The following is a 20,514-nucleotide window of genomic DNA, read 5'->3' as shown; positions in this document are numbered from 1 at the left end:
ACCTTTGGAAGCAATAGGCTGAACTACGATGGGGGTATGCACATCAGTGAGCTGCCCGAACGCACCCAGGATTACCTCAAGATCCTCTGGACCTATGAGGAGAAAGAGGGCGCTAATACCGCGATGCCGCTGGGGGACCTAGCTAAAGCGGCGGGGCAGAAGCTGCCCACCACGTCGGAGGCGGTCAAGCGCCTGGCCGCGAAGGGGCTGGTGGAACACGAACGCTACTTCGGTGTTCGGCTTGTTGAGGAAGGCCGGCGGCTGGCTGTGGCAATGGTGCGCCGGCATCGGCTCCTGGAAACCTTCCTCGTGCGCACTCTGGGCTATACCTGGGATGAGGTGCACGATGAGGCAGAAATGCTAGAGCACGCGACGTCCGACAGGCTCGTTGAACGTCTTGATTCTTTCCTGGGCAACCCCGCCCGCGATCCGCATGGTGATCCCATACCTGCCCCGGATGGCACTGCCGAGCCGGTCTCGCGCATTACGCTTATCGACGTCCCCGCGCAGACCCCCGTCACCGTGGAGCAGGTCACTGACGCTGATGGCGAATTTTTGCGCTACCTGGATAAATATGGAGTGCGGCCGGGAGTAGAATTGACCGTCGTTGCCCCTTCGGTTGCGGGTGTGCTCGAGGTTGCCGTCGATGAAGGTTCACACTTCCCCCTCGGGGAATCCGCTGCGCGCGGCATTGCCGTACGCAGCTTTGGCGAAGCGGAGGCTTAGCTGTCCCACATGCGGGCGACGGCGAGGCGGTCAACCTTGCCGGGACCGGTGGTGGGGAGCTGGGCCAGGCGCTTGAAGTCCTTGGGGATTTGCCACCGGGGAAGGCCACTATCGTCGAGAGCCACAAGGATATCGCCGACATCCGCCCATCCGGTATAGGCAGCGACGATCATCTGTCCCAAGCGTGGGTGGGGGATGCCGACCACGCACACGCCGTCCACTCCCGGCACGCGAAGGATGTGCTGCTCGAGCTGCTCTGGGTGGAGCTTGAGCCCGCCGGTGTTCAGGATGTTGTCGAGGCGCCCGGTGACGGTGAGGTGGCCGTCGTGAAGCGCGCCGGCGTCGGAGGTAGCAAACCACGAGGTACCGGACTCATCGACCATGAAGGCATCTGAGTCCACGTTTCGATAGCCCTGCGCAATCATGGGCCCGCCAAGGTAAATGCGCCCCTCGTCGCCGATGCGAACAAGAGCGCGATCGAGGGGACGGCCGTTGTAGACGCATCCACCGGAAGTTTCTGAGGAACCGTAGGTGGTGACGATATTGATGCGCAGCTTTTTCGCAGAGTCCAATAGTTGCGGGTGGGTGGCAGCACCTCCGACGAGGATGGCATCAAAGGTGCGCAGGGCCTCGATTCCTTCTAGCGAATCCATGGCCTTGGCTAGCTGCATCGGGGTCAGGCCCGTGTATGAGCGATCCCCAGTGGCGGCCAGCTCGTGCGCGGCGCGGGCGAAACTGGGGATGGAAAAACCTTCCGACAGGTCAAGGCAGAGCGGCTCCACGCCCGCGACGAGGGAGCGCACCAATACCTGGATGCCCGCGATATGGGAGGCGGGCATGGCTAGTAGCCACTGACCGGTGCCGCCTAAAGTCCGGTGCGTGGCATCGGCACTAGACACCAAGTTGGCGGCCGTGAGTTGCGCGCCCTTCGGTGTGCCCGTGGACCCAGAGGTGGCCACGACGAGTGCGATGGAGGAGTCAATAGGTTCTCCTGCGCGCATGTGGTTGCGCAGCAGCTGCGCGCGGGTGCGGTCCTCCGCCGGAATGGGCAGGAAGGTGGCTTGTCCTGCGATGGCCGCTTCCAGATCAGGGAGGATGGCGGCGGGGTCATGTGGATTGACAGGCAGAGGAGAGAGGATGGTCACGGTTAGCCAGGTTACCGCCCGCGGTACTCATAAGGGTTGATGAGCTCATCCTCCTGATCGAAGGGGCGCTCACCGTCCCTCTGAGCCTGCTGGATGCGCCGCAACATCCACACTCGCGATGCAATGACGGCAATGAGCGCGATGGCCGCGAGGGCAATGGCGAAATACAGCACTTCAGGCTCTCCCTGGGTGAAGGTGATTGGTGGTAATTAGGATAGCTGGTAGGTCCCTACCTGCCCTCCCTACTGGCTTAAGCCTTAAGAAGTGGCCTCGTGTGTCTCGGGGGTGTCTTCTTCCGTGGAGAAGCAACCTAGGATAAAAATCAGCACCAGCATGGCGGCGATGGTTGCGCCAACGGCGACGCCCGCCCGTAGCAGCCATGACCATTCGGTAAAGTGTCGCAGGGAAACCAAAAGGATTAGGCAGAGGACAAGTCCGATTGGGCGGGTTATCTGATTGATTTTCTCCGTGGTCAAGGTTGCCTCCGTGGGAGCTATAGTTACTGGCGTTAACTGTCCCGGATATTACTCTCTTTTTATCTTTCGGGTGGAAGAGAAGGCACTAGCCCTCGATGGAGGCCTAGTAGTAGTACGGGAAGTCATCCCAGTTGGGCTCGCGCTTTTCCAGGAAGGACTCCTTGCCCTCGACGGCCTCGTCGGTCATATAGGCCAGGCGGGTGGCCTCGCCGGCGAAGACCTGCTGGCCCATGAGACCATCATCGGTGAGGTTGAACGCGAACTTGAGCATGCGCTGGGCGGTAGGGGACTTCATATTGATTTCACGTCCCATCTGGATGGCGGCATCTTCCAGATCGGCGTGGTCAACCACCTCGTTGACCGCGCCCATCTCGTACATGCGCTGGGCGTCGTAGGTGCGCCCCAAGAAGAAAATCTCGCGGGCGTACTTTTGGCCTACCATCTTGGCCAGGTAAGCCGAGCCGTAGCCGGCGTCGAAAGAGCCGACGTCGGCGTCGGTTTGCTTGAAGCGTGCTTCTTGGCGGGAGGCAATGGTCATATCGCACACCACGTGTAGGGAGTGACCGCCGCCGGCGGCCCAGCCGTTGACCACGGCGATGACCACCTTGGGCATGGTGCGGATGAGGCGCTGGACTTCTAGGATGTGCAAGCGGCCGCCTTCGACCTTTTCGCGGGCGGTGTCTACCGTGGATTCGTCTGCAGTCGCGTCATCGTGCGCGTGCTCAGTGGCGTAGCGGTACCCGGAGCGGCCGCGGATGCGCTGGTCACCGCCGGAGCAAAATGCCCAGCCGCCGTCTTTCTGGGATGGCCCGTTGCCAGTCAGCAGCACTGTGCCAACATCCGGGGTACGACGCGCATGGTCCAGCGCGCGGTAAAGCTCATCCACCGTGTGCGGGCGAAATGCATTGCGCACCTCGGGGCGGTCAAAAGCGATGCGGACGATGCCATCTTTACGCTGTGGCTTCGGACTATCACTGATGAGCCGGTGATAGGTAATATCCGTCAGGTCCTCAAAGCCCTCGACGGTCTGCCAGAGCTCCGGCTTGAAAGGATTATCGGTGCTGTAGTTCTTCTGCTCGCTCATGGCACACCAGCTTAATTGGAAAGTAGTGCGCCGGAAGTATAGTCCCCATTCCCAACCCTCACCCACACTCTCCGCCCAGCGCGGCGGTGATAAACAATAAACAATACTGCGGGATTATCCCCGTCAATGTGCACGTGTACTCCGTACCAGCGCGGTACACCATACAGTGGGACGGAATCGAACCTCCCTGCCTTCTTGCGCTACGAAGGCGCCTGAGAAGCACTGGGCTCTTCCCTGCCCAGTAAGGGTTGCGCTCGCTGCGAAAAGTGTGGGCTACCGTCGCGCGCTTGGTGCGCGCGACATGACTACGTGCCGCAAGAATGCGGCACAACTAGCGGCAGACCTTATTTAGTTATGAGTTCCGTATTCCAGTTCAGCTGCTGGATGCGGGTATCGAGCTCGCGGTACTGGCGGGCCAGGTCATCAGCGCGCTCGCGCAGCTTCGGCACGGGCACGGTGGCCACGAACTTGATCTCTGAACGAGAGAAACGATCCTGGCGTGCACCAGCCTGTTCCGCCAAACCCTGGTAGATGCGGCGCTTGCGCAAGAGGCCATCGCGAAGCGCCAAGGCCTCCATCAGCGTGATCTCTTCATCGAACTTCGTAGCCGTGTTCGTCGCGTTGATAGCGATAACGAGTTCATCAATGCGTGCAGTGACGCCCTCGAGCTCCCGGAGGAGATCTGTCGGATTCTCGTCCGGTTCATCGCCTTCCTGCACGCGAACCGTCGCCACAAGACGATCCTTCAGGGTGTTGAGGCGCTCCTGCGCCTGGGCGCGTTCGGCCAGGGCTTCAGCAAGTAGCATGGGTCCTCCTTAATGGGAATCTTTATCTGCACAATCGTACAGAAGGGATGGGGGAACGCCGTATGGTCGTGACGGTTTTAACAAATAGCGCCCCAAAACTTCGATGATCTGGGGCCTTATTTGATCGATATGTACGTCGTGGGCGGTTGGTTGGTACGTTTTCGTAGATATGCCCGAAATTTTTCGGATTTGGGGGACCTTATTTACCAAAACGTACCGCGGACTCCGTGATTAACGTTGAGCCCGCGCGAAAACCGCTACCCAATAAACATGAACGCAAACAGCGTGTTGAGCACCGTCGCCACGATCATGGGCACGGAGGTGCGCTTGACCAGTTGGATGGGGTTGACCTTGATGGCGCCGGAGACGATGAGCACCGCGGCGTTGACCGGGGAGACCTGGCGCATGAGGTTCGAGGTGCCCCAGATGGCGGTGAGCATCTGCGGAGCGTGGATGGAGGTCTGCGAAGCCAGGTTGGGTACCACCTCAGAGAAGGCGAAGTAGGGGGCGGTACCAGAGCCAGTGAGCGAGGCCATCGCGGCGGTGGCGGCAACGAAGATGAGAACGATGATGACGGCGGCGCCGGAGGAGCCTTCGGCGGCGTTAATAAGCATGTCGATAACGCCCATCTGCGTGATGCCCTCTACGAGGACGGCGGCGGCGACCAGCAGTGCGACCACGCCTGCGGCGCCCTCACCCATGCCCTTGAAGAAGGTGGCCATGGAATCCACGGCGCCGGAGACGGTGCGCTTGCGGATGGATTCAATAATCATCGCGATGAACAGGGACACCACGGTTACCGGCAGGATGCCGCCTTCAAAGGGGATGACACCCAAACGGTTGAGGATGGCGGAGACGATGATGAGTAGCAGCGGCATGAGCGGAAGCACAGCGTAGTAGCCCGGCAGGGAAGCAGCGCGGGCGATGGCTTCCTCGGTGGCGTCATCGTGCATCGAATCGGCGCTGACCTCGCCGGAGCTTTCGGCCTTGCGGGCATCCACCTTGTCGCAATGGCGCTGCCACCACATGTGGACGAAGGCGGTGATGAGCAGGGTGGGAACCGTTGCGCGGGCAACTGCGCCGTAGACGAATTCTGTTGGCGTCATGTTGGTGAGGTCAGCGCCTTGGATGAGGCCTGCTTCCAGCGGGGTGGGCACGATGGTGGAAGAGGTCACCACGATGGCGCCCACGGTCAGTGGTGTCAGGCCCGCGGCGATGAGCGCCGGCAAGAGCGTGGCCACGAGCAATAGGGATAGCGCCGCGGCCGAGGGAATCACCAGTGAGAGCAGCGTGCCCAGGATGAAGCCCACTGGAACCAGCCAGTACGAGCCTTTGAAGCGCTTGAGCGGTGAGGAGAGCACCACGACGGTCTTGGCATCCGCACCGATGTGGCGCATATAGGACACGAAGCCAAAGAGCACCATAATCGCCATACCGATGCCGGAGAAGCGCGCCTTGAACAGGGCGTCCACAACCAGCAGCTGGTCGTAGAAAGCATTGCCGGTTGCTTCAATTTCGGTGGTGCGGAAGTCGGCGCGCCCGGTGAGCGCGGCGAGCATGAGCAGGACGACGCCAACGGCGAAGATGGAAGCCGCGGCGTGAACTTTCTTATAGATGAGGTAGACAACTGCAGCGATGGCCAGCAGTGCGATGAGAAGATAGAGCATATCTGGTCCTTCTTCTGGTTATAACCAATTACCGTATTAATTTATCACTACCCATTACAGTTGTCGCATTCGGAGTCGACGTACGATGAACCCCATGCATATTGATGACGTCTTTGATCGCGCCCACGTGGTTTCCCTCCCACTCGCCGTTCAGTTCCGCGGTATCACCACGCGGGAAGCATTGCTTATCGATGGCCCCGCGGGCTGGGGTGAGTTCGCCCCCTTCCTGGAGTATGGCCCAGAAGAATCCGCGCGCTGGCTCGCCGCCGGTTTGGAAGCCGCCTACGAGGGTTTTCCGAAGCCAGTGCGTGAGTGGGTAGAAGTCAACGGCACTATCCCCGCGGTTCCTGCTGCGCAGGTGCCGGAAGTGATGGCGCGCTACCCGGGCTGCCGCACCTTCAAAATCAAGGTGGCGGAGAAAGGGCAGACGCTGGAGGACGACATTGCCCGCGTGGCCGCGGTGCGCGCCCACATCGAGTCCCAGGGCCGCGTGCCGGTTCTTCGCGTTGATGCCAACTGCGGCTGGAGTGTCGAGGAAGCCATTACCGCGGCGAAGGAGCTTATGCCGCTGGATTATATGGAGCAGCCGTGCAAGACCGTTGAGGAACTCAAGGAAGTTCGTGCTCAACTCATGCGCGCCGGGATTTTCGTCCGCGTGGCGGCTGATGAATCCATTCGCAAGGCCAGCGACCCGTACCGGGTGGCGGAATTGCAGGCTGCCGACGTCGCCGTGGTCAAACCAGCCCCATTGGGCGGTGTGCGCAAGGTCCTTGAGGTGGCGCAGCACCTGCGCGAGCGCCACATGGACATTACGGTCGCCTCCGCGCTGGATACCTCCGTGGGTATCTCGATGGGGCTGGCTGCGGTGGCTGCACTGCCGCAGATCTATGACGACGAAGATATCGACGTCACCCCAGCCGCAGCCGGCCTCGCCACAGGGTCACTCTTTAAAGAGGATGTCACCGCACCGCGTGAGCTTGTCGACGGCCACCTGCGCGCCGAGTTCCTCACCCCCGACCCGGATCGGCTCAGCGCGCTTGCCGCGCCGACTGATCGACGTGAGTGGTGGTTCGACCGCGTCCGACAGTGCTATCCGTACCTATAAAAGTACAGCTCACGGTACATGTCCTAAGGCCCGCGTAGGCTGGCTGGCATGACCATTTCAGTGAGAGACGCGCACCTACACAACCTTCGCAATGTCGACGTCGACATTCCCCGCGGCAAGCTCGTGGCGGTGACGGGCGTGTCGGGCTCCGGCAAGTCCTCTCTGGCGTTTGGCACCATTCACGGTGAGGGCCAGCGCCGCTACCTCGAGTCCGTGGCACCTTTCGCTCGCCGCCTCATTGCCTCTGCCGTGGATCCGCAGGTTGGCGGTATCGATGGCCTGCCGCCGACGGTGGCCTTGCAGCAGTCGGCATCGGCAGGTGGCGCACGTTCCACCGTGGGCACGATTTCCGCTATTTCCAACTCTGTGCGCCTTTTGTACTCGCGGTGCGGTGACAACCCTGAAGGGTTGTACTCGGATTCCTTTTCACCTAATACCCCGGAGGGCATGTGTCCGGAGTGCCAAGGCACCGGAGTAGTCCACGAGCCGACGGAAGCCTCCATGGTTCCGGACCCCTCCTTGAGCATCGAAGAGGGTGCTATCAAGGCGTGGCCCGGTGCCTGGGCGGGCAAGAACTTCCACGACATTCTGGAGGAGCTGGGCTACGACCTAGATTCGCCGTGGGAAGACCTGCCACAGAAGGACCGCGACTGGATTCTCTTCACCGAAGAGCGCCCGGTTGTCACCGTCAAACCGCACCGCGGTGCAGACCAGATCCAACGCAACTACGAAGGTACGTGGCGCTCCGTGGCGTCCTATCTGCGCAAGACCTATGCGGAGACGAAGTCGGATACGCTGCGTGCTCGCACCCTGAGCTTCATGGAATCCCATGAATGCACCACGTGCGAAGGCCGGCGACTCAACCCGCGGGCACTCAAGGTGACCTATGCGGGCCTGCCCATTGATGCTTTTAATAACCTTCCGCTTGCTAAGACCCTCGAGCTTCTTCAATCGCGTTCCCCGCAACCCAATGATGCGGAAGACCTGCTGCTCAAAACTATTCGCTCGGCCCTGGAGTCCGCGTTGGAGTTGGGGCTGGGGCACCTGAGCCTGGATCGTCCCACCGAAACTCTCTCCGCCGGCGAGGCACAGCGCCTGCGCCTAGCCGCGCAGCTGCGCTCGGGCCTTTTTGGCGTGACCTACGTCTTGGATGAGCCCTCTGCGGGACTCCACCCGGCGGAGCGTGATGCGGTACGGGATATCTGCCGCCGCTTCATCAGCGAGGGCAATTCCGTCCTCTTGGTGGAGCACGACATGACCTTGGTCAAGGACGCGGATTGGCTGGTTGACGTCGGGCCACTGGCCGGCGAGCGCGGCGGCCAGGTGGTGTACTCGGGGACCGTTGCGGACTATGACGCTGATACCCCCACCGCCCGTGCGTTGGCGCGCCCGCATCCGGAGCCCAAGTCGGAACCGCGCCAGGCTCATGGTGAGGTCGAACTGCGCGACGTTCGCTCGAATAACATCGACGGCCTCGATGTGAGCTTTGGCTTAGGTCAGTTCACCGTCCTGACCGGGCTTTCCGGTTCTGGTAAGTCCACGCTGCTCCACGTTCTGGATGAAAAACTTACGGGCGAAGACAGCCCGCAGGACGTTAAGCGCGTGGTGTCCATTACCCAAAAACCCATCGGCCGCACACCGCGCTCCACGGTGGCGACGTACACCAACCTCTTCGACAACGTGCGCAAGCTCTTCGCCGCTACTCCGGAGGCGAAGAAAAAGAAATGGACGGTCTCGCGCTTTTCCTACAACGTGAAGCAAGGGCAGTGCCCCACCTGCGGTGGTGCGGGCCAAATTGAGGTCGAGCTCGTCTTCCTCCCCGGCTCCTACACGCAGTGCCCAGACTGCCAGGGCAAGCGCTATAACGAGGACACCTTGTCCATCCGCTGGAAGGGCTACACCATCGCGGATATCTTGGACCTCACTGTAGAGGAGGCCCTCGAGGTCTTCGCCGAGGAGGAACCGATCCTCCACGCCGTCCAGACCCTTGATGCTGTGGGTTTGGGCTACCTGCGCTTGGGCCAGGGTGCCCCGGAGCTTTCCGGTGGCGAAGCCCAGCGCATCAAGCTGGCCACCGAGTTGCAGCGCTCGCGCAACTCACGCCGCGGACACACTGTCTACTTGTTGGATGAGCCCACGACGGGCCTGCACCCGGCCGATATTGACCTGCTCATTAAGGAACTGCATTCGCTGGTGGATGCGTCCCACACCGTCGTCACCGTGGACCATGATCTTCACCTCATCGCCGGCGCAGACCGCGTCATCGAGATGGGGCCTGGTTCAGGTGCTGAAGGCGGAAAAATCGTGGCAGACGGCGCGCCGGGTGACGTTGCCAAGGGCGAAACACCTACTGGCCGGGTCTTGAGCGGCGTAGGCACACGTTAAGGACGCACGATAAGGTGAATCCCATGACCAACCACAACGGCGAGAACGAGACGCGCCAATTCAACCGCGTCAACGGTGACAACGAAACCCGCCAATTCGGCGCTCCCCAGCCGGGCCTGGGCAACCAGCAGCCCCGCCAGCAACCACCGCAGCGCCCCCAGCAGTATTTCCCAGAGCCGGGTTCCCAGAACTCGTCGGGATTCGAGCAGAACTACCATCAGCCGCAGTATGACCCGGTGCCTTCGAGCTACCAGGTAGAAGAGCAGAAGAAGAGCGGAAGTGCACTGGCCTACGTCTTTGCCGCAATCGCCGCCATCGCGGTTGTGATTGCCGGCGTTCTCTTCTTCCTCTGGCGCGGCGCTGCGGCAGATGCCAACAAGCCTGCCCCGGAGCCGGTCACCGAGACCCAGACCGTGACCACGGAGGTTCCCACCACGGTGACGACCACGAAGGACGCACCGCGCGAGGAAGATTCACCGGAGCCGCCGGCGGACCTGCCGACCGAGCTCCCGCCGGAGATACAAGACCAGCTGGATGAGAGCGGATCTGACTTCGAGAGCTTGCTCAACGAGCTCCTTGGTGACCTTGAAGCGAACGGTGGCGGGGAAAATGTCTAACACTGATACCGCTGCCTCAACGGAGCAGCCGGAGTCGATGGAGTTGGCCCAGGCATTGGCAGCCCAGCTCTCGCGGCACCTCACCGATGTCGTGCTGTGCCCCGGTTCGCGCAATGCGCCGCTGGCGCTGGCGTTGCTCGCGCGCCCCGATATTCGCGTGTATACCCGCCTGGATGAGCGCTCGGCGGCTTTTACTGCCTTAGGTTTGGCGCGCGTGCAGCGTCGCCACGTGGGCGTTGTCATGACGTCCGGCACTGCGGTGGCTAATACTCTGCCCGCGATGGTGGAAGCGCACTACTCGCATACCCCGCTGGCGGTAATCAGTGCAGACCGTCCTGCGCGCATGGTGGGGACCGGCGCGTCCCAGACCATCGAGCAGCAGGGTATTTTTGGCGTCTATGCCGCGACCACGCAAGTGGAGAAGACCAGCGATGTTCCACTCATCGCTGAGCGTTTCCTCGCTGACCGCCAGGTGCATATCAACGTGGCCTTTGATGTTCCGCTGGTGGGGGAAGAGCTGCCGGGCCCGCCGAGTGATATCACGCAGCATCGCGCGCGGACCCCACGCTGGTCCAACCACGGTGAGGTCGCCGTGGACCTGAGCCGTAACACGCTCGTCGTCGCGGGCGACGAAGCCTGGGAGGTGGAGGGCCTCGAGGACGTGCCGACTATCGCCGAGCCCACCGCACCGGCTCCTTATCACCCAGTACACCCAGCCGCCGCGCACCTCTTTCGCCGCGCGCAGGTTTCCGCCAATGACTACGTGGTCAACACCAAGGTGGAGCAGGTCATTGTTGTTGGCCACCCCACCCTGCACCGCGGGGTATTGGCGCTGTTGAGTGACCCCGATATTGATCTCATCTGCCTCTCACGCACGGAGGACTTCACCAACCCCCGCGGCGAGTCAGCGCAACTGGGCACCACAGTGAAGACCAGTGGTGAGCCCACCCGCGAGTGGATGAAAATCTGCGAAGGCGCAGCCCAGATGGCCGCCGACGGCGTGCGCGAGGTGCTCGCGGAGTCCACCGGCGAAGAGGCTAAAGACTCCGACATCGGCTTTACCGGTCTGCACGTGGCCGCCGCGGTGGGAGACACCTTGTCCGTCGGAGACGTGCTGGTACTCGGTGCATCGAATCCGGTGCGGGATGCCGCCCTCATCGGCCTTCCCTTCGACGGCGTGGAGACCTACTCGCCGCGAGGTGCTGCCGGCATTGACGGCACGATTGCCCAAGCCATCGGAATCGCGCTAGCCACGCAGTCCCGCGAGGCAGACGCACCGCGCGCGCCGCGCACCGTGGCGCTCATGGGGGATGTCACGTTCCTGCATGACGCCACCTCCCTCATCCTCCCCGAGGACAACCCCCGCCCGGAGAACCTCACCATCGTCGTCTCAAACGACGACGGCGGCGGAATCTTTGAGCTGCTCGAGCAGGGCCGCGAGCCGCTGCGTGCGTCCTTCGAGAAGGCTTTTGGGACGCCACATGGGGTGGGCGTGGCCAAGCTGGCGGAAGCATGCGGCGCTGACTACCGCGAGGTGAGCTCGGCGCAGGAGCTTCTCGACGTCCTCGCGGAGCTCAAGGAATACTCCACCGGCATCACTGTGGTGGAGGCCCACACCACGCGGTCCTCGCGGCGCGCACTGCAGGAGGCGCTGGCGGCCAAGGTAGGCCAGTAAGGTGACCAGGCGGCGGGTGCGCCAGATCATCCTGGTGCTCTATGCGGCGGCGCTGGTGGGCATGGCGGGAATGGTCATTGGGCCTTTTCTCAATGACCGCGCCATTAACGCCAACCCCGGCCGTGCGCTGGCTACGGTTACCGATGTGGGCCGTTTACGCACCTTCGTGGACTTCCAAGACGGCGAGGGCATCTATCACTCCCCGCCGACCGGTCTGCTCTATCCCACTGGCCTGGGAGAGGGCCAACAGGTGTGGGTACTCTACGCTAAGAACAACCCTGACCTGGTGAAAGTGGAGGGGCGTGAGTGGACGCTCTCCATCATCCCGGGGTTGTCGTCGGCACTCGTGGCCACGCTGATCGCGGGTGTGTTGTGGTGGGGGAGTGGAAAAATTAACCGGAATTTAGCGCATCCGTTACCAACGGAGAACTCGGACAAGGAATGATAGGGCACATGCGTGTAGCTATCGTCGCGGAATCCTTCTTGCCTAACGTCAACGGAGTGACCAACTCCGTGCTGCGCGTGCTCGAATACCTCCACGAGCACGGCCATGAGGCCATTGTTGTGGCCCCCGGTGCCCGGGACGGGCAGGAGGAAATTCCTGACTACTTAGGGTTCAGCATCGTTCGCGTCCCCACCGTGCGGGTGCCGCTGGTGGATTCCCTTCCAGTGGGTGTGCCCACGAGCGCGGTGGATGAGGCACTCCGAGCCTTTAAGCCGGACATTATCCACCTGGCTAGCCCGTTCGTTCTCGGTGCGGCGGGAGCCTTCTCCGCGCGCCAGTTGCGCATACCGGCCGTGGCTTTGTATCAGACTGACGTGGCAGGATTTGCCACCAAGTACCACGCTTCCGCACTGGCTTATGGCGTGTGGGAGTGGCTGCGCACCATTCACAACGCCTGCCAGATGACCCTCGCGCCGTCGTCCCTCACCATTGCTGACTTGGAGAAGCACCACATCAAGAACGTTCGCCATTGGGGCCGCGGCGTGGATTCGGAGCGTTTCCATCCGTCGAAGCGTTCGGACGCGCTGCGCCGCGAGTGGGAGCCCACTGGCCGCAAGAAGATCGTTGGTTTCGTTGGCCGTTTGGCCGCGGAAAAAGGCGTGCACCGTTTGTCGGCGCTCAATGATCGCGAGGATATCCAGCTCGTCATCGTTGGCGATGGCCCTGAGCGCCCGTTGCTGGAAGCCCAGCTGCCGAGTGCGGTCTTTACTGGAGCACTTGGCGGCGAGGAACTCGCTGCGGCCTATGCCTCCCTCGATGTCTTCGTCCACGCCGGCGAATTTGAGACCTTCTGCCAGGCCATCCAGGAGGCGCAGGCTTCCGGAGTGCCGACCATCGGTCCTCGAGCGGGCGGCCCGGTGGACCTCATTGAGGAGGGCTATAACGGGCTGCTTCTCGACGTTTCAACGTTCGTCGAAGACCTCCCCAACGCCGTCGATGCGCTGCTTAACCCGGAGATCCACGAGGAGCTGCGTGCTAATGCTCGCGAGTCCATCTCCACGAAGACATGGCCTGCTCTGTGCGAGCAGCTGCTGGGCTACTACGAAGAGGTCTTGGAGGATGTCCGCGAGGTGCCTCTCACCATCTTGGGCCAGCGCCCAGAGCTGCCGCGTTGGGCCGCTCGCGCCCTTGGTGCACGCGTAGCCTAGACTTGGTTTTTGTGTCTAAGGCAGATCTGGAGAAAAAGCCCTTCGATGTCGCGCGCATGTTTGACGCGGTGGGCAAGAAGTACGACATCACCAACACGGTGCTGTCCTTTGGCCAGGACGCGCGCTGGCGCCGTCTGACCCGCGAGCGGCTCAACCTTAAGCCGGGGGAAAAGGTTCTTGACCTCGCCGCCGGTACCGCAGTGTCCACTGTGGAGCTAGCTAAGTCTGGCGCGTGGTGCGTGGCCTGTGACTTCTCGCGCGGCATGCTGGCGGCCGGTAAGGACCGTGACGTGCCTAAGGTCGCGGGTGACGGCATGCGCCTGCCTTTTGCCGATAACACCTTTGATGCGGTGACCATCTCCTACGGCCTGCGCAATATTCACGATTTCGAGCTCGGCTTGCGCGAGATGGCGCGCGTGACCAAACCGGGTGGGCGCTTGGCGGTGGCGGAGTTTTCCAAGCCCGTCATCCCGGTCTTCGGAACGGTCTACAAAGAGTATTTGACCCGACTTCTGCCGCCGATTGCGAAGGTAGTCTCCTCCAACCCGGAGGCCTACGTTTACCTCGCCGAGTCCATTCGCGCATGGCCGGAGCAGCATGAGCTGGCCGCAGCCATTAACCGCAATGGGTGGGAGCAGGCAGGCTGGCGCAACCTGACGTGCGGCATCGTGGCGCTGCACTCGGCGGTTAAACCTGCTTAAGGGGAGCCTTTAGGCCCAGAGAGGGGTATCGCGGCGCAGCGCGGATACCGCGCCCCCAGCTAAACTCCAAGCGCGGGCGATGAGGTCTTTGTCTTCTTCCGTAATGAGGTTGCCCATAAGGCGCGCGGCGGCAGGCATGAGCATGCGGCCGACGGGACCGCGCATGGCGATAGGCCCGGCAAGCGGCAGGAACTGCGGGTAGGTCAGAAGGCGCGCGGCCGTGCGGGCCAGCAGGAAAGCTTCTCCATACTCGGCGCGAAGGCGGTCTGGCCAGGCCAAGGTGAGATCCTTCGTGCCGAGCATCTCGACGGCGAGAGCGGCCGTTTCCAAGCCGTAGTCAATCCCTTCGCCGTTGAGCGGATTGACGCAGGCGGCGGCATCACCGATGAGCATCCAGTTAGCGCCGGCCACGCCAGAGACCGCGCCGCCCATGGGCAACATCGCCGAGGTAACGTTGCGCAGCTCGCCCAAGCCCCAGTCCGCTCGCTGTTGATCGGCGTAGAAACTCAAGGCTTTCTTCGTGTTGAGGCGAGCCGGTCGGGCAGCTGTGGAGAGCGCGCCGAGGCCAATGTTGACACCCTGGCCAAGCGGGAAAATCCAGCCGTAGCCGGGCTGGACTATGCTGTCTGAGTCCTTGAGCTCGACGTGGGAATGCATCCACTCCTCGTCATCGTGCGGGGAATCGGCATAGGCGCGTGCGGCGATGCCGTAGACCTCATCGCGGTGCCATTGGCGGCCCAGCTGCTTGCCAAAGGTGGAACGTACGCCATCGGCCACGATGACCCACCGCGCGCGAACGCGGCGCTTGCCGACGGAGAACTCCACCAACCGGTTGTCCTCGAGCTGCGGGGCCGTTGCCGTGCCGGTGAGAAGCTGCGCGCCGGCAGCCTGCGCGGCCTCAACGAGCAGCGCATCAAACTCATAGCGCGGCAGAGCCGTTCCTTCCTGCGAGGGATACGTTGCCGGCCACGGCGCGGTGACCGATCCGCCAAAGCCATGCAGCTTCAGCCCACGGTTGCGGTAGGAAGCGTTGACCTCGATGCCGAGAAGATCCAGCTGATGCATGGCGCGTGGGGTGAGGCCATCGCCGCAGGTTTTATCGCGGGGGAAGGGGGAGGCGTCGATAAGCACAGTGTCGTGGCCGGCTCGCGCGGCATGGATAGCGGCCGCGGCGCCAGCGGGGCCGGCACCGACAACAGCGACGTCTGCATGGATGGAATCGATCTGCTCCGACATGGGGACTATCATTGCACGGGATAGTGGCCTTGAGTGTGTTGAGGGCCGTGCTATGGGCTACGGTAAGTAAACACTAGGATTTTTGAGTTAATAAGGAACGCGTTTAATGTCACACGGCCAAACTCACGCCAAGCACGTGAACTTGGGGGATGCGCAGCTCACCGAGCGTATCAACGCCGGGATGACTGCCGTTGAAGATCTGCTCAGCGCGGAGCTCGACCGCGGGCAGGACTTCCTTAAGGAGAAGGTACGTCACCTCTCGATGGCTGGTGGTAAGCGTTTCCGTCCAATGATGGCGCTACTGGCCTCCGAATTCGGTGAGCGCCCGGAGTCTCCTGAGGTGATCAAGGCAGCCACGGCTGTGGAAATGGTGCACGTGGCCACGTTGTATCACGACGACGTCATGGATGAAGCTGACCGTCGTCGCGGTGTGGAATCCGCTAACTTCCGTTGGACAAATTCCGTGGCAATTTTGGCTGGTGACGCCCTTCTTGCGCATGCCTCGCGGTTGATGAGCCAGCTGGATACGCATACCGTCGAGCACTTTGCCGAGACGTTTGAAGAGCTCGTTACCGGTCAGATGCGTGAGACGATCGGCGCCGGTGAGGCCAATGCGGTGGAGCACTACACGGCGGTCATACGGGAAAAGACGGCCGTGCTTATTGCCTCCGCCGGCTACCTGGGTGCTTATCACTCGGGTGCAGGCCCTGAGCAGTGCGAGGCCCTGCGTCAGATTGGCTCTGCCGTGGGCATGATTTTCCAGATTGTGGACGACATCATCGATATCTTCTCCGACCCTGAGGAGTCTGGAAAGACGCCAGGCACCGATTTGCGCGAGGGCGTGTTTACGCTTCCGGTGCTCTATGCCTTGGAGGAAGAAGGCGAAGTTGGTGACGAGCTGCGTGGCTTGCTCACGGGCCCGCTGACTGATGACGCCTCCGTGGACCGCGCCATCGAATTGTTGTGGAAGTCCACCGGCCGCGACAAGGCCATGGCGGATGTCAACGCCTACCTGCGTGTGGTGGAGGATCAGCTCTCGCTCTTGCCCGAGTGCACGGCGAGTGAAGCGCTGCGTCAGCTCGCGGATTACACGGTCCAGCGCGTAGGCTAATTGGGGCTCCTGCCAGTTGATTTGCATGTTGGGCGGGGCTTCGTAGTAAAGTACATAACCGCACTCGCGAGTGCATGCCAGGTTGCCCGAGCGGCCAAAGGGAGCGGACTGTAAATCCGCCGGCATTGCCTTCAGAAGTTCGAATCTTCTACCTGGCACAGAATGAATCCCGCAGACACAGAAATGCGTCTGCGGGATTTTGTGTTGGGCGGGGACGCGATCGCGGACACACAGGGCTGGGTTGGGCAAGGGTGGAGTTGAGGGGTGTTTAAACGCTTCTTCTAAAGGCCTAAAAACATTCACTATGCTGGCGATTTGTGTTGTTTACGCGTTTCGGGTTAATCTTTTCAAGGCTTCAACGAGAGCACAGCGGAGATAATCCGTTACTCAAACGAGGCTGTGCCCCCTTAGCTCAGTCGGCAGAGCGTTTCCATGGTAAGGAAAAGGTCGACAGTTCGATTCTGTCAGGGGGCTCCATTCATGTTTCCAGACATTTCTGGAGGGTGAATATGGCGGTGTAGCTCAGTGGTAGAGCAAGCGACTCATAATCGCTGTGTCGCGAGTTCAATTCTCGCCATCGCTACCGGGAAGGAAAAGCGCCCGCATTCAGGGCGCTTTTTTACTACCGACTCCCAGCCTTACGCGGCGGGTGGTTTCCAACAGGGATCACCGTTCTGGTAGGGTTATGCGTTGTCCCAAAAAGGGCACGCAAAGGGGCGTGGCGCAATTGGTAGCGCAACGGTCTCCAAAACCGTAGGTTGCAGGTTCGAGTCCTGTCGCCCCTGCCACATCACTTCAAGGAGGAAATCGCCGTGAGCGATGAAAAGCAGCCGAGCACCGGGGCAGCCCGCCCAACCGGCAAGCGTCAGCTCTCTGGCGCAGCGACCACCTCTACTGAGTCCTACACCGACAAGCGCGTTGTGCGCGTCGAGGACAAGAAGGAAGAATCCGCTGGTGGCTCCGTAGCCTCCTTCCCAAGTGAGGTTGTCTCCGAGGTGAAGAAGGTCGTCTGGCCTACTGGCAAGGAGATGGTCCAGTACGTGCTCGTGACCTTTGCTTTCCTTGTCGTGCTGACCGCACTGGTCTGGGGCGTTGACACGCTGACTGGCCTCGGAGTTGAAGCGGTCCTCGCGCCCAAGTAGAATCAACCACATACTTTCATCCCGCCGAATCCCACTAGGGGAACGGCGGGATACTTTTTGCCCTAGCCACCCCGAGTACCCTGGTGGTGACTAGACGGATTAATACACAGATGGAGCAAACAATGAGCGACGAAACCACCGGCACTTCTCTGGAACAGGCCATGATCGATAACGTCCAGGACCAGGCCGCTGAGGCGGCTGAGGCAGCGGAAGCTGCCGAGGAGACCACGGACGCTGCTGCCGCCGAGGAGCAGCAGGAGGAACTCTCCGCAGAAGAGCAGGAAGCTGCCGTGAAGGAAGCCGCTGCGAAGGCCGCTGAGGCAGCGCTGGGTGGCGGTGCTGAGGAGGGGGACGAGGAGGCGTCGGAAAGCGCAGCAGCCCCTGGTGCTGACGCTGCCGCTGCGGAGGCTGAGTACAAGACTCGCCTGCGCGCCTTTACTCGTGAGCTGAAAAAGCAGCCGGGCCAGTGGTACATCATTCAGTGCTACTCCGGTTACGAGAACAAGGTGAAGACCAACCTGGACATGCGCGCCCAGACGCTTGAGGTGGAGGATTCCATTTTCGAGGTCGTCGTGCCGGTCGAGCAGGTCCTGGAGAAGAAGGACGGCAAGAAGAAGGTTGTAAAGCGCAAGTTGCTGCCGGGCTACGTGCTGGTGCGCATGGAGCTTAATGACGCCGCCTGGTCCGTCGTCCGCGATACCCCGGGTGTGACGTCCTTCGTGGGTAATGAGGGCAACGCTACTCCGGTGAAGATTCGCGACGTAGCCAAATTCCTCATGCCGAACGACGCGACCGTTACTCCGGAGAGCTCGGCTGCCGACGCTGACGGCGAGCAGGTCGTTGCCATGCCGGAGAAGGAAATGGCCAAGGCTTATGCGCACGACTTCGAGGTGGGCGAGGCTGTCACCATCCTGTCCGGCCCGCTGGCTTCTGTTTCCGCCACCATCTCCGAGATTGATCCAGAGACCGGCAAGATGCAGGGTCTGGTGTCCATCTTCGGCCGCGAGACCCCTGTGGAGCTGTCCCCGACGGAGATCGAGCGTATCTCCTAAAAGCGATTTTGAGCTGGGCGCACGGTGTTCTAAACTTGGACGCCGTGCGCTTTTGCGCATGTTAAAACGTTCATCCTCCGGTGGCCCACAACGCGTGAGCATCCGGACGGGGTGCTGTTATTCATCGTGGCGGCACCTCGGTACCACAGGAAAGAGGTAATTCGATGGCTCCCAAGAAGAAGGTTACTGGCCTGATCAAGCTCCAGATCGAGGCAGGCGCTGCTAACCCGGCTCCGCCGGTTGGTCCGGCGCTCGGTGCCCACGGCGTCAACATCATGGAGTTCTGCAAGGCTTACAACGCTGCTACCGAGTCCCAGCGCGGCAACGTCGTTCCGGTGGAAATCACCGTGTACGAGGACCGCTCCTTCGACTTCAAGCTGAAGACCCCGCCGGCTGCAAAGCTTCTGCTCAAGGCTGCTGGCATCAAGAAGGGCTCCGGCGTTCCGCACACCGACAAGGTGGGCTCCGTGACCTGGGATCAGTGCAAGGAGATTGCACAGACCAAGTTCGAGGACCTCAACGCTCGTGACATCGAGAACGGCGCCCGCATCATCGCTGGTACCGCTCGCTCCATGGGCATCACCGTTGACGGTATCCCGGCTAAGTAATAATCGAATTAATGCGCGGCACGCCTAGTGCCGCGCGTGGCAGGGCCAGCTTCGGCCCGCTATCACCACATCAATCCAAGAAAAGGAATTGCACTTATGAGCACCAAGTCCAAGGCATACAAGGCTGCCGCTGAGCTGGTAGACCGCTCCCGCCTGTACCGTCCGATCGAGGCCGCCAAGCTGGCCAAGGAGACCTCCTCCAAGAACTTCGACGCCACCGTGGACGTTGTCTTCCGCCTCGGCGTTGATCCGCGTAAGGCTGACCAGCTGGTTCGCGGTACCGTTTCCCTGCCGCACGGCACCGGTAAGGACGTCCGCGTAGCTGTCTTCGCTGAGGGCGACAACGCTGAGGCTGCTAAGGCTGCTGGCGCTGACATCGTCGGCACCGAAGAGCTGATCGCTGCCATCAACGAGGGCAACATCGACTTCGACGTTGCTATCGCTACCCCGGATCAGATGGCCAAGGTTGGCCGCGTTGCCCGCGTCCTGGGCCCGCGTGGTCTCATGCCGAACCCGAAGACCGGCACCGTGACCGCTGACGTGACCAAGGCTGTTGCCGACGTCAAGGGCGGTAAGATTTCCTTCCGCGTTGACAAGGCTTCCAACCTGCACGCCATCATCGGTAAGGCTTCCTTCGATGCTGAGAAGCTGGCCGAGAACTACGGCGCGCTGTACGACGAGATCCTGCGTCTGAAGCCGTCCTCCGCTAAGGGTGTCTACGCCAAGAAGGTCACCATCTCCACCACCTCCGGCCCGGGCATCCCGGTCGACGCTTCCGTGGAGAAGAACTACACCGACTAGTGTTGTCTGTGTAAACGAATTTTAGGCCCCGGCTCTTGGATGAGCAGGGGCCGTTTTCGCGCTTTCTCTCTTTTGTTTATGCAGGTCACGGCCGGATATCTTTCTGACAGGTAATTGGCAGCTAAGTACGATGGCCTTTCAAGGAAAGTGCTGCATACTAATTCTTGTGCGTTTGAGAGAGGCGCATGAGAGATAGAGAGAACACCCTGAGTCTTGCAGGGCGGGCGGCGTGAGAAACCGCCTGATAGACAAGACCCCTTACAACGCGGGTTCCGGATTTCACTGGGACCCGCGTTGTACTGTGTGCGGAGACTTTAGCCCCAGCTGGCTTTTGGCTTTAGCCCCCAGTGCACCTGAGGCACGTGGCTGGAGGGGCCTAAACGACAAAACGTGTTGTTTTCCGGCGTGTCGAGTTAAACGACAGATTGTGTTGGCGGGGGTTGGGGTTTAGCGTATGTGGCCTTTGCGTATTCCCATAGAGTGGTTGTAGGTGTTAGGACCACGGATTTAGTAACGCCGTGGTG

19 protein-coding genes and 4 tRNA genes are annotated in these 20,514 nt (G+C 61.4%); 17 read left to right on the top strand and 6 right to left on the bottom strand.

Annotated elements, in window-relative coordinates; translation table 11 throughout:
* Positions 1-36 precede the first annotated feature (36 nt).
* Entirely contained in the window at positions 37-726 is a 690-nt protein-coding gene (locus HMPREF2875_RS00765; RefSeq protein ID WP_046647781.1) for a metal-dependent transcriptional regulator, read from the top strand.
* On the opposite strand, the gene menE is transcribed toward HMPREF2875_RS00765, so the two are convergent.
* The 5 genes from menE to dcuC form a co-directional block, all read right to left on the bottom strand.
* Positions 723-1,871 carry an o-succinylbenzoate--CoA ligase gene (gene menE, locus HMPREF2875_RS00760; protein ID WP_070669556.1) on the bottom strand — a complete coding sequence of 383 codons (1,149 nt, stop codon included), beginning with the start codon at positions 1,869-1,871 and terminating at the stop codon, positions 723-725. The genes HMPREF2875_RS00765 and menE overlap by 4 nt on opposite strands.
* Positions 1,872-1,882: 11 nt before the next feature.
* Positions 1,883-2,044 (bottom strand): hypothetical protein, encoded by a 162-nt coding sequence (locus HMPREF2875_RS13615; protein ID WP_168165552.1) that lies wholly within the window; start codon positions 2,042-2,044, stop codon positions 1,883-1,885.
* A 406-nt stretch (positions 2,045-2,450) separates the two neighbouring features.
* Entirely contained in the window at positions 2,451-3,431 is a 981-nt protein-coding gene (locus tag HMPREF2875_RS00750; RefSeq protein ID WP_070669555.1) for a 1,4-dihydroxy-2-naphthoyl-CoA synthase, read from the bottom strand.
* A 344-nt stretch (positions 3,432-3,775) separates the two neighbouring features.
* Positions 3,776-4,237: a DIP1984 family protein gene (locus HMPREF2875_RS00745; RefSeq protein ID WP_039673555.1), complete on the bottom strand. Its 462-nt coding sequence runs from the start codon at positions 4,235-4,237 to the stop codon at positions 3,776-3,778.
* 257 nt (positions 4,238-4,494) lie between these two features.
* Complete coding sequence (gene dcuC / locus HMPREF2875_RS00740) at positions 4,495-5,904, bottom strand: C4-dicarboxylate transporter DcuC (RefSeq protein WP_070669554.1); 1,410 nt, start codon at positions 5,902-5,904, stop codon at positions 4,495-4,497.
* A gap of 85 nt (positions 5,905-5,989) precedes the next feature.
* On the opposite strand from dcuC, the gene HMPREF2875_RS00735 reads away from it, so the two are divergent.
* From HMPREF2875_RS00735 to HMPREF2875_RS00705, 7 genes are read left to right on the top strand one after another with little or no spacing between them, the layout of a single operon-like run.
* Positions 5,990-7,009 (top strand): o-succinylbenzoate synthase, encoded by a 1,020-nt coding sequence (locus HMPREF2875_RS00735; RefSeq protein WP_070669553.1) that lies wholly within the window; start codon positions 5,990-5,992, stop codon positions 7,007-7,009.
* A 48-nt stretch (positions 7,010-7,057) separates the two neighbouring features.
* On the top strand, positions 7,058-9,394 hold the full coding sequence (locus HMPREF2875_RS00730; RefSeq protein ID WP_070669552.1) for an ATP-binding cassette domain-containing protein: 2,337 nt from the start codon (positions 7,058-7,060) through the stop codon (positions 9,392-9,394).
* Between the two features lie 23 nt (positions 9,395-9,417).
* Entirely contained in the window at positions 9,418-10,011 is a 594-nt protein-coding gene (locus HMPREF2875_RS00725; RefSeq protein WP_070669551.1) for a hypothetical protein, read from the top strand.
* Positions 10,004-11,686 (top strand): 2-succinyl-5-enolpyruvyl-6-hydroxy-3-cyclohexene-1-carboxylic-acid synthase, encoded by a 1,683-nt coding sequence (gene menD / locus HMPREF2875_RS00720; RefSeq protein ID WP_070669550.1) that lies wholly within the window; start codon positions 10,004-10,006, stop codon positions 11,684-11,686. Before HMPREF2875_RS00725 ends, menD begins: the two co-directional genes overlap by 8 nt.
* 1 nt (position 11,687) lies before the next feature.
* Positions 11,688-12,131 carry a DUF3592 domain-containing protein gene (locus HMPREF2875_RS00715; protein WP_070669549.1) on the top strand — a complete coding sequence of 148 codons (444 nt, stop codon included), beginning with the start codon at positions 11,688-11,690 and terminating at the stop codon, positions 12,129-12,131.
* A gap of 8 nt (positions 12,132-12,139) precedes the next feature.
* Positions 12,140-13,339, top strand: a complete 1,200-nt coding sequence (locus tag HMPREF2875_RS00710; protein WP_070669548.1) for a glycosyltransferase family 4 protein — start codon at positions 12,140-12,142, stop codon at positions 13,337-13,339.
* Positions 13,340-13,350: 11 nt separating this feature from the next.
* The gene (locus HMPREF2875_RS00705) at positions 13,351-14,040 is read left to right on the top strand and encodes a demethylmenaquinone methyltransferase (RefSeq protein WP_070669547.1); all 690 of its coding nucleotides are present in this window, start codon (positions 13,351-13,353) and stop codon (positions 14,038-14,040) included.
* A gap of 9 nt (positions 14,041-14,049) precedes the next feature.
* Here HMPREF2875_RS00705 and HMPREF2875_RS00700 read toward each other — a convergent pair whose 3' ends face one another.
* A complete protein-coding gene (locus HMPREF2875_RS00700) occupies positions 14,050-15,288 on the bottom strand; it encodes a geranylgeranyl reductase family protein (RefSeq protein ID WP_070669546.1) in 1,239 nt (412 codons plus the stop codon).
* A 94-nt stretch (positions 15,289-15,382) separates the two neighbouring features.
* Here HMPREF2875_RS00700 and HMPREF2875_RS00695 point away from each other — a divergent pair, with 94 nt between their 5' ends.
* The 9 genes from HMPREF2875_RS00695 to rplA all read left to right on the top strand — a co-directional run bounded on the left by HMPREF2875_RS00695 (position 15,383) and on the right by rplA (position 19,990).
* On the top strand, positions 15,383-16,387 hold the full coding sequence (locus tag HMPREF2875_RS00695; protein WP_070669545.1) for a polyprenyl synthetase family protein: 1,005 nt from the start codon (positions 15,383-15,385) through the stop codon (positions 16,385-16,387).
* 76 nt (positions 16,388-16,463) lie between these two features.
* A tRNA-Tyr gene (locus tag HMPREF2875_RS00690) sits at positions 16,464-16,545 on the top strand.
* 243 nt (positions 16,546-16,788) lie between these two features.
* Positions 16,789-16,864 (top strand) — tRNA-Thr (locus HMPREF2875_RS00685).
* A 34-nt stretch (positions 16,865-16,898) separates the two neighbouring features.
* A tRNA-Met gene (locus HMPREF2875_RS00680) sits at positions 16,899-16,970 on the top strand.
* Positions 16,971-17,099: 129 nt separating this feature from the next.
* A tRNA-Trp gene (locus HMPREF2875_RS00675) sits at positions 17,100-17,175 on the top strand.
* A gap of 24 nt (positions 17,176-17,199) precedes the next feature.
* Positions 17,200-17,529, top strand: coding sequence for a preprotein translocase subunit SecE (gene secE, locus HMPREF2875_RS00670; RefSeq protein WP_070669544.1), 330 nt, complete (start codon positions 17,200-17,202; stop codon positions 17,527-17,529).
* A 122-nt stretch (positions 17,530-17,651) separates the two neighbouring features.
* Positions 17,652-18,581, top strand: a complete 930-nt coding sequence (gene nusG / locus HMPREF2875_RS00665; RefSeq protein WP_070669543.1) for a transcription termination/antitermination protein NusG — start codon at positions 17,652-17,654, stop codon at positions 18,579-18,581.
* 164 nt (positions 18,582-18,745) lie between these two features.
* Positions 18,746-19,189 carry a 50S ribosomal protein L11 gene (gene rplK / locus HMPREF2875_RS00660; protein WP_070520976.1) on the top strand — a complete coding sequence of 148 codons (444 nt, stop codon included), beginning with the start codon at positions 18,746-18,748 and terminating at the stop codon, positions 19,187-19,189.
* Between the two features lie 96 nt (positions 19,190-19,285).
* Positions 19,286-19,990 carry a 50S ribosomal protein L1 gene (rplA, locus tag HMPREF2875_RS00655; protein ID WP_070669542.1) on the top strand — a complete coding sequence of 235 codons (705 nt, stop codon included), beginning with the start codon at positions 19,286-19,288 and terminating at the stop codon, positions 19,988-19,990.
* Positions 19,991-20,514: the final 524 nt, after the last annotated feature.

This window comes from Corynebacterium sp. HMSC078H07 (assembly GCF_001812805.1).
GTDB lineage: Bacteria > Actinomycetota > Actinomycetes > Mycobacteriales > Mycobacteriaceae > Corynebacterium.
The sequence above is the reverse complement of the archived record's forward strand: the minus strand, read 5'-3'. Positions and strand labels throughout refer to the sequence as shown.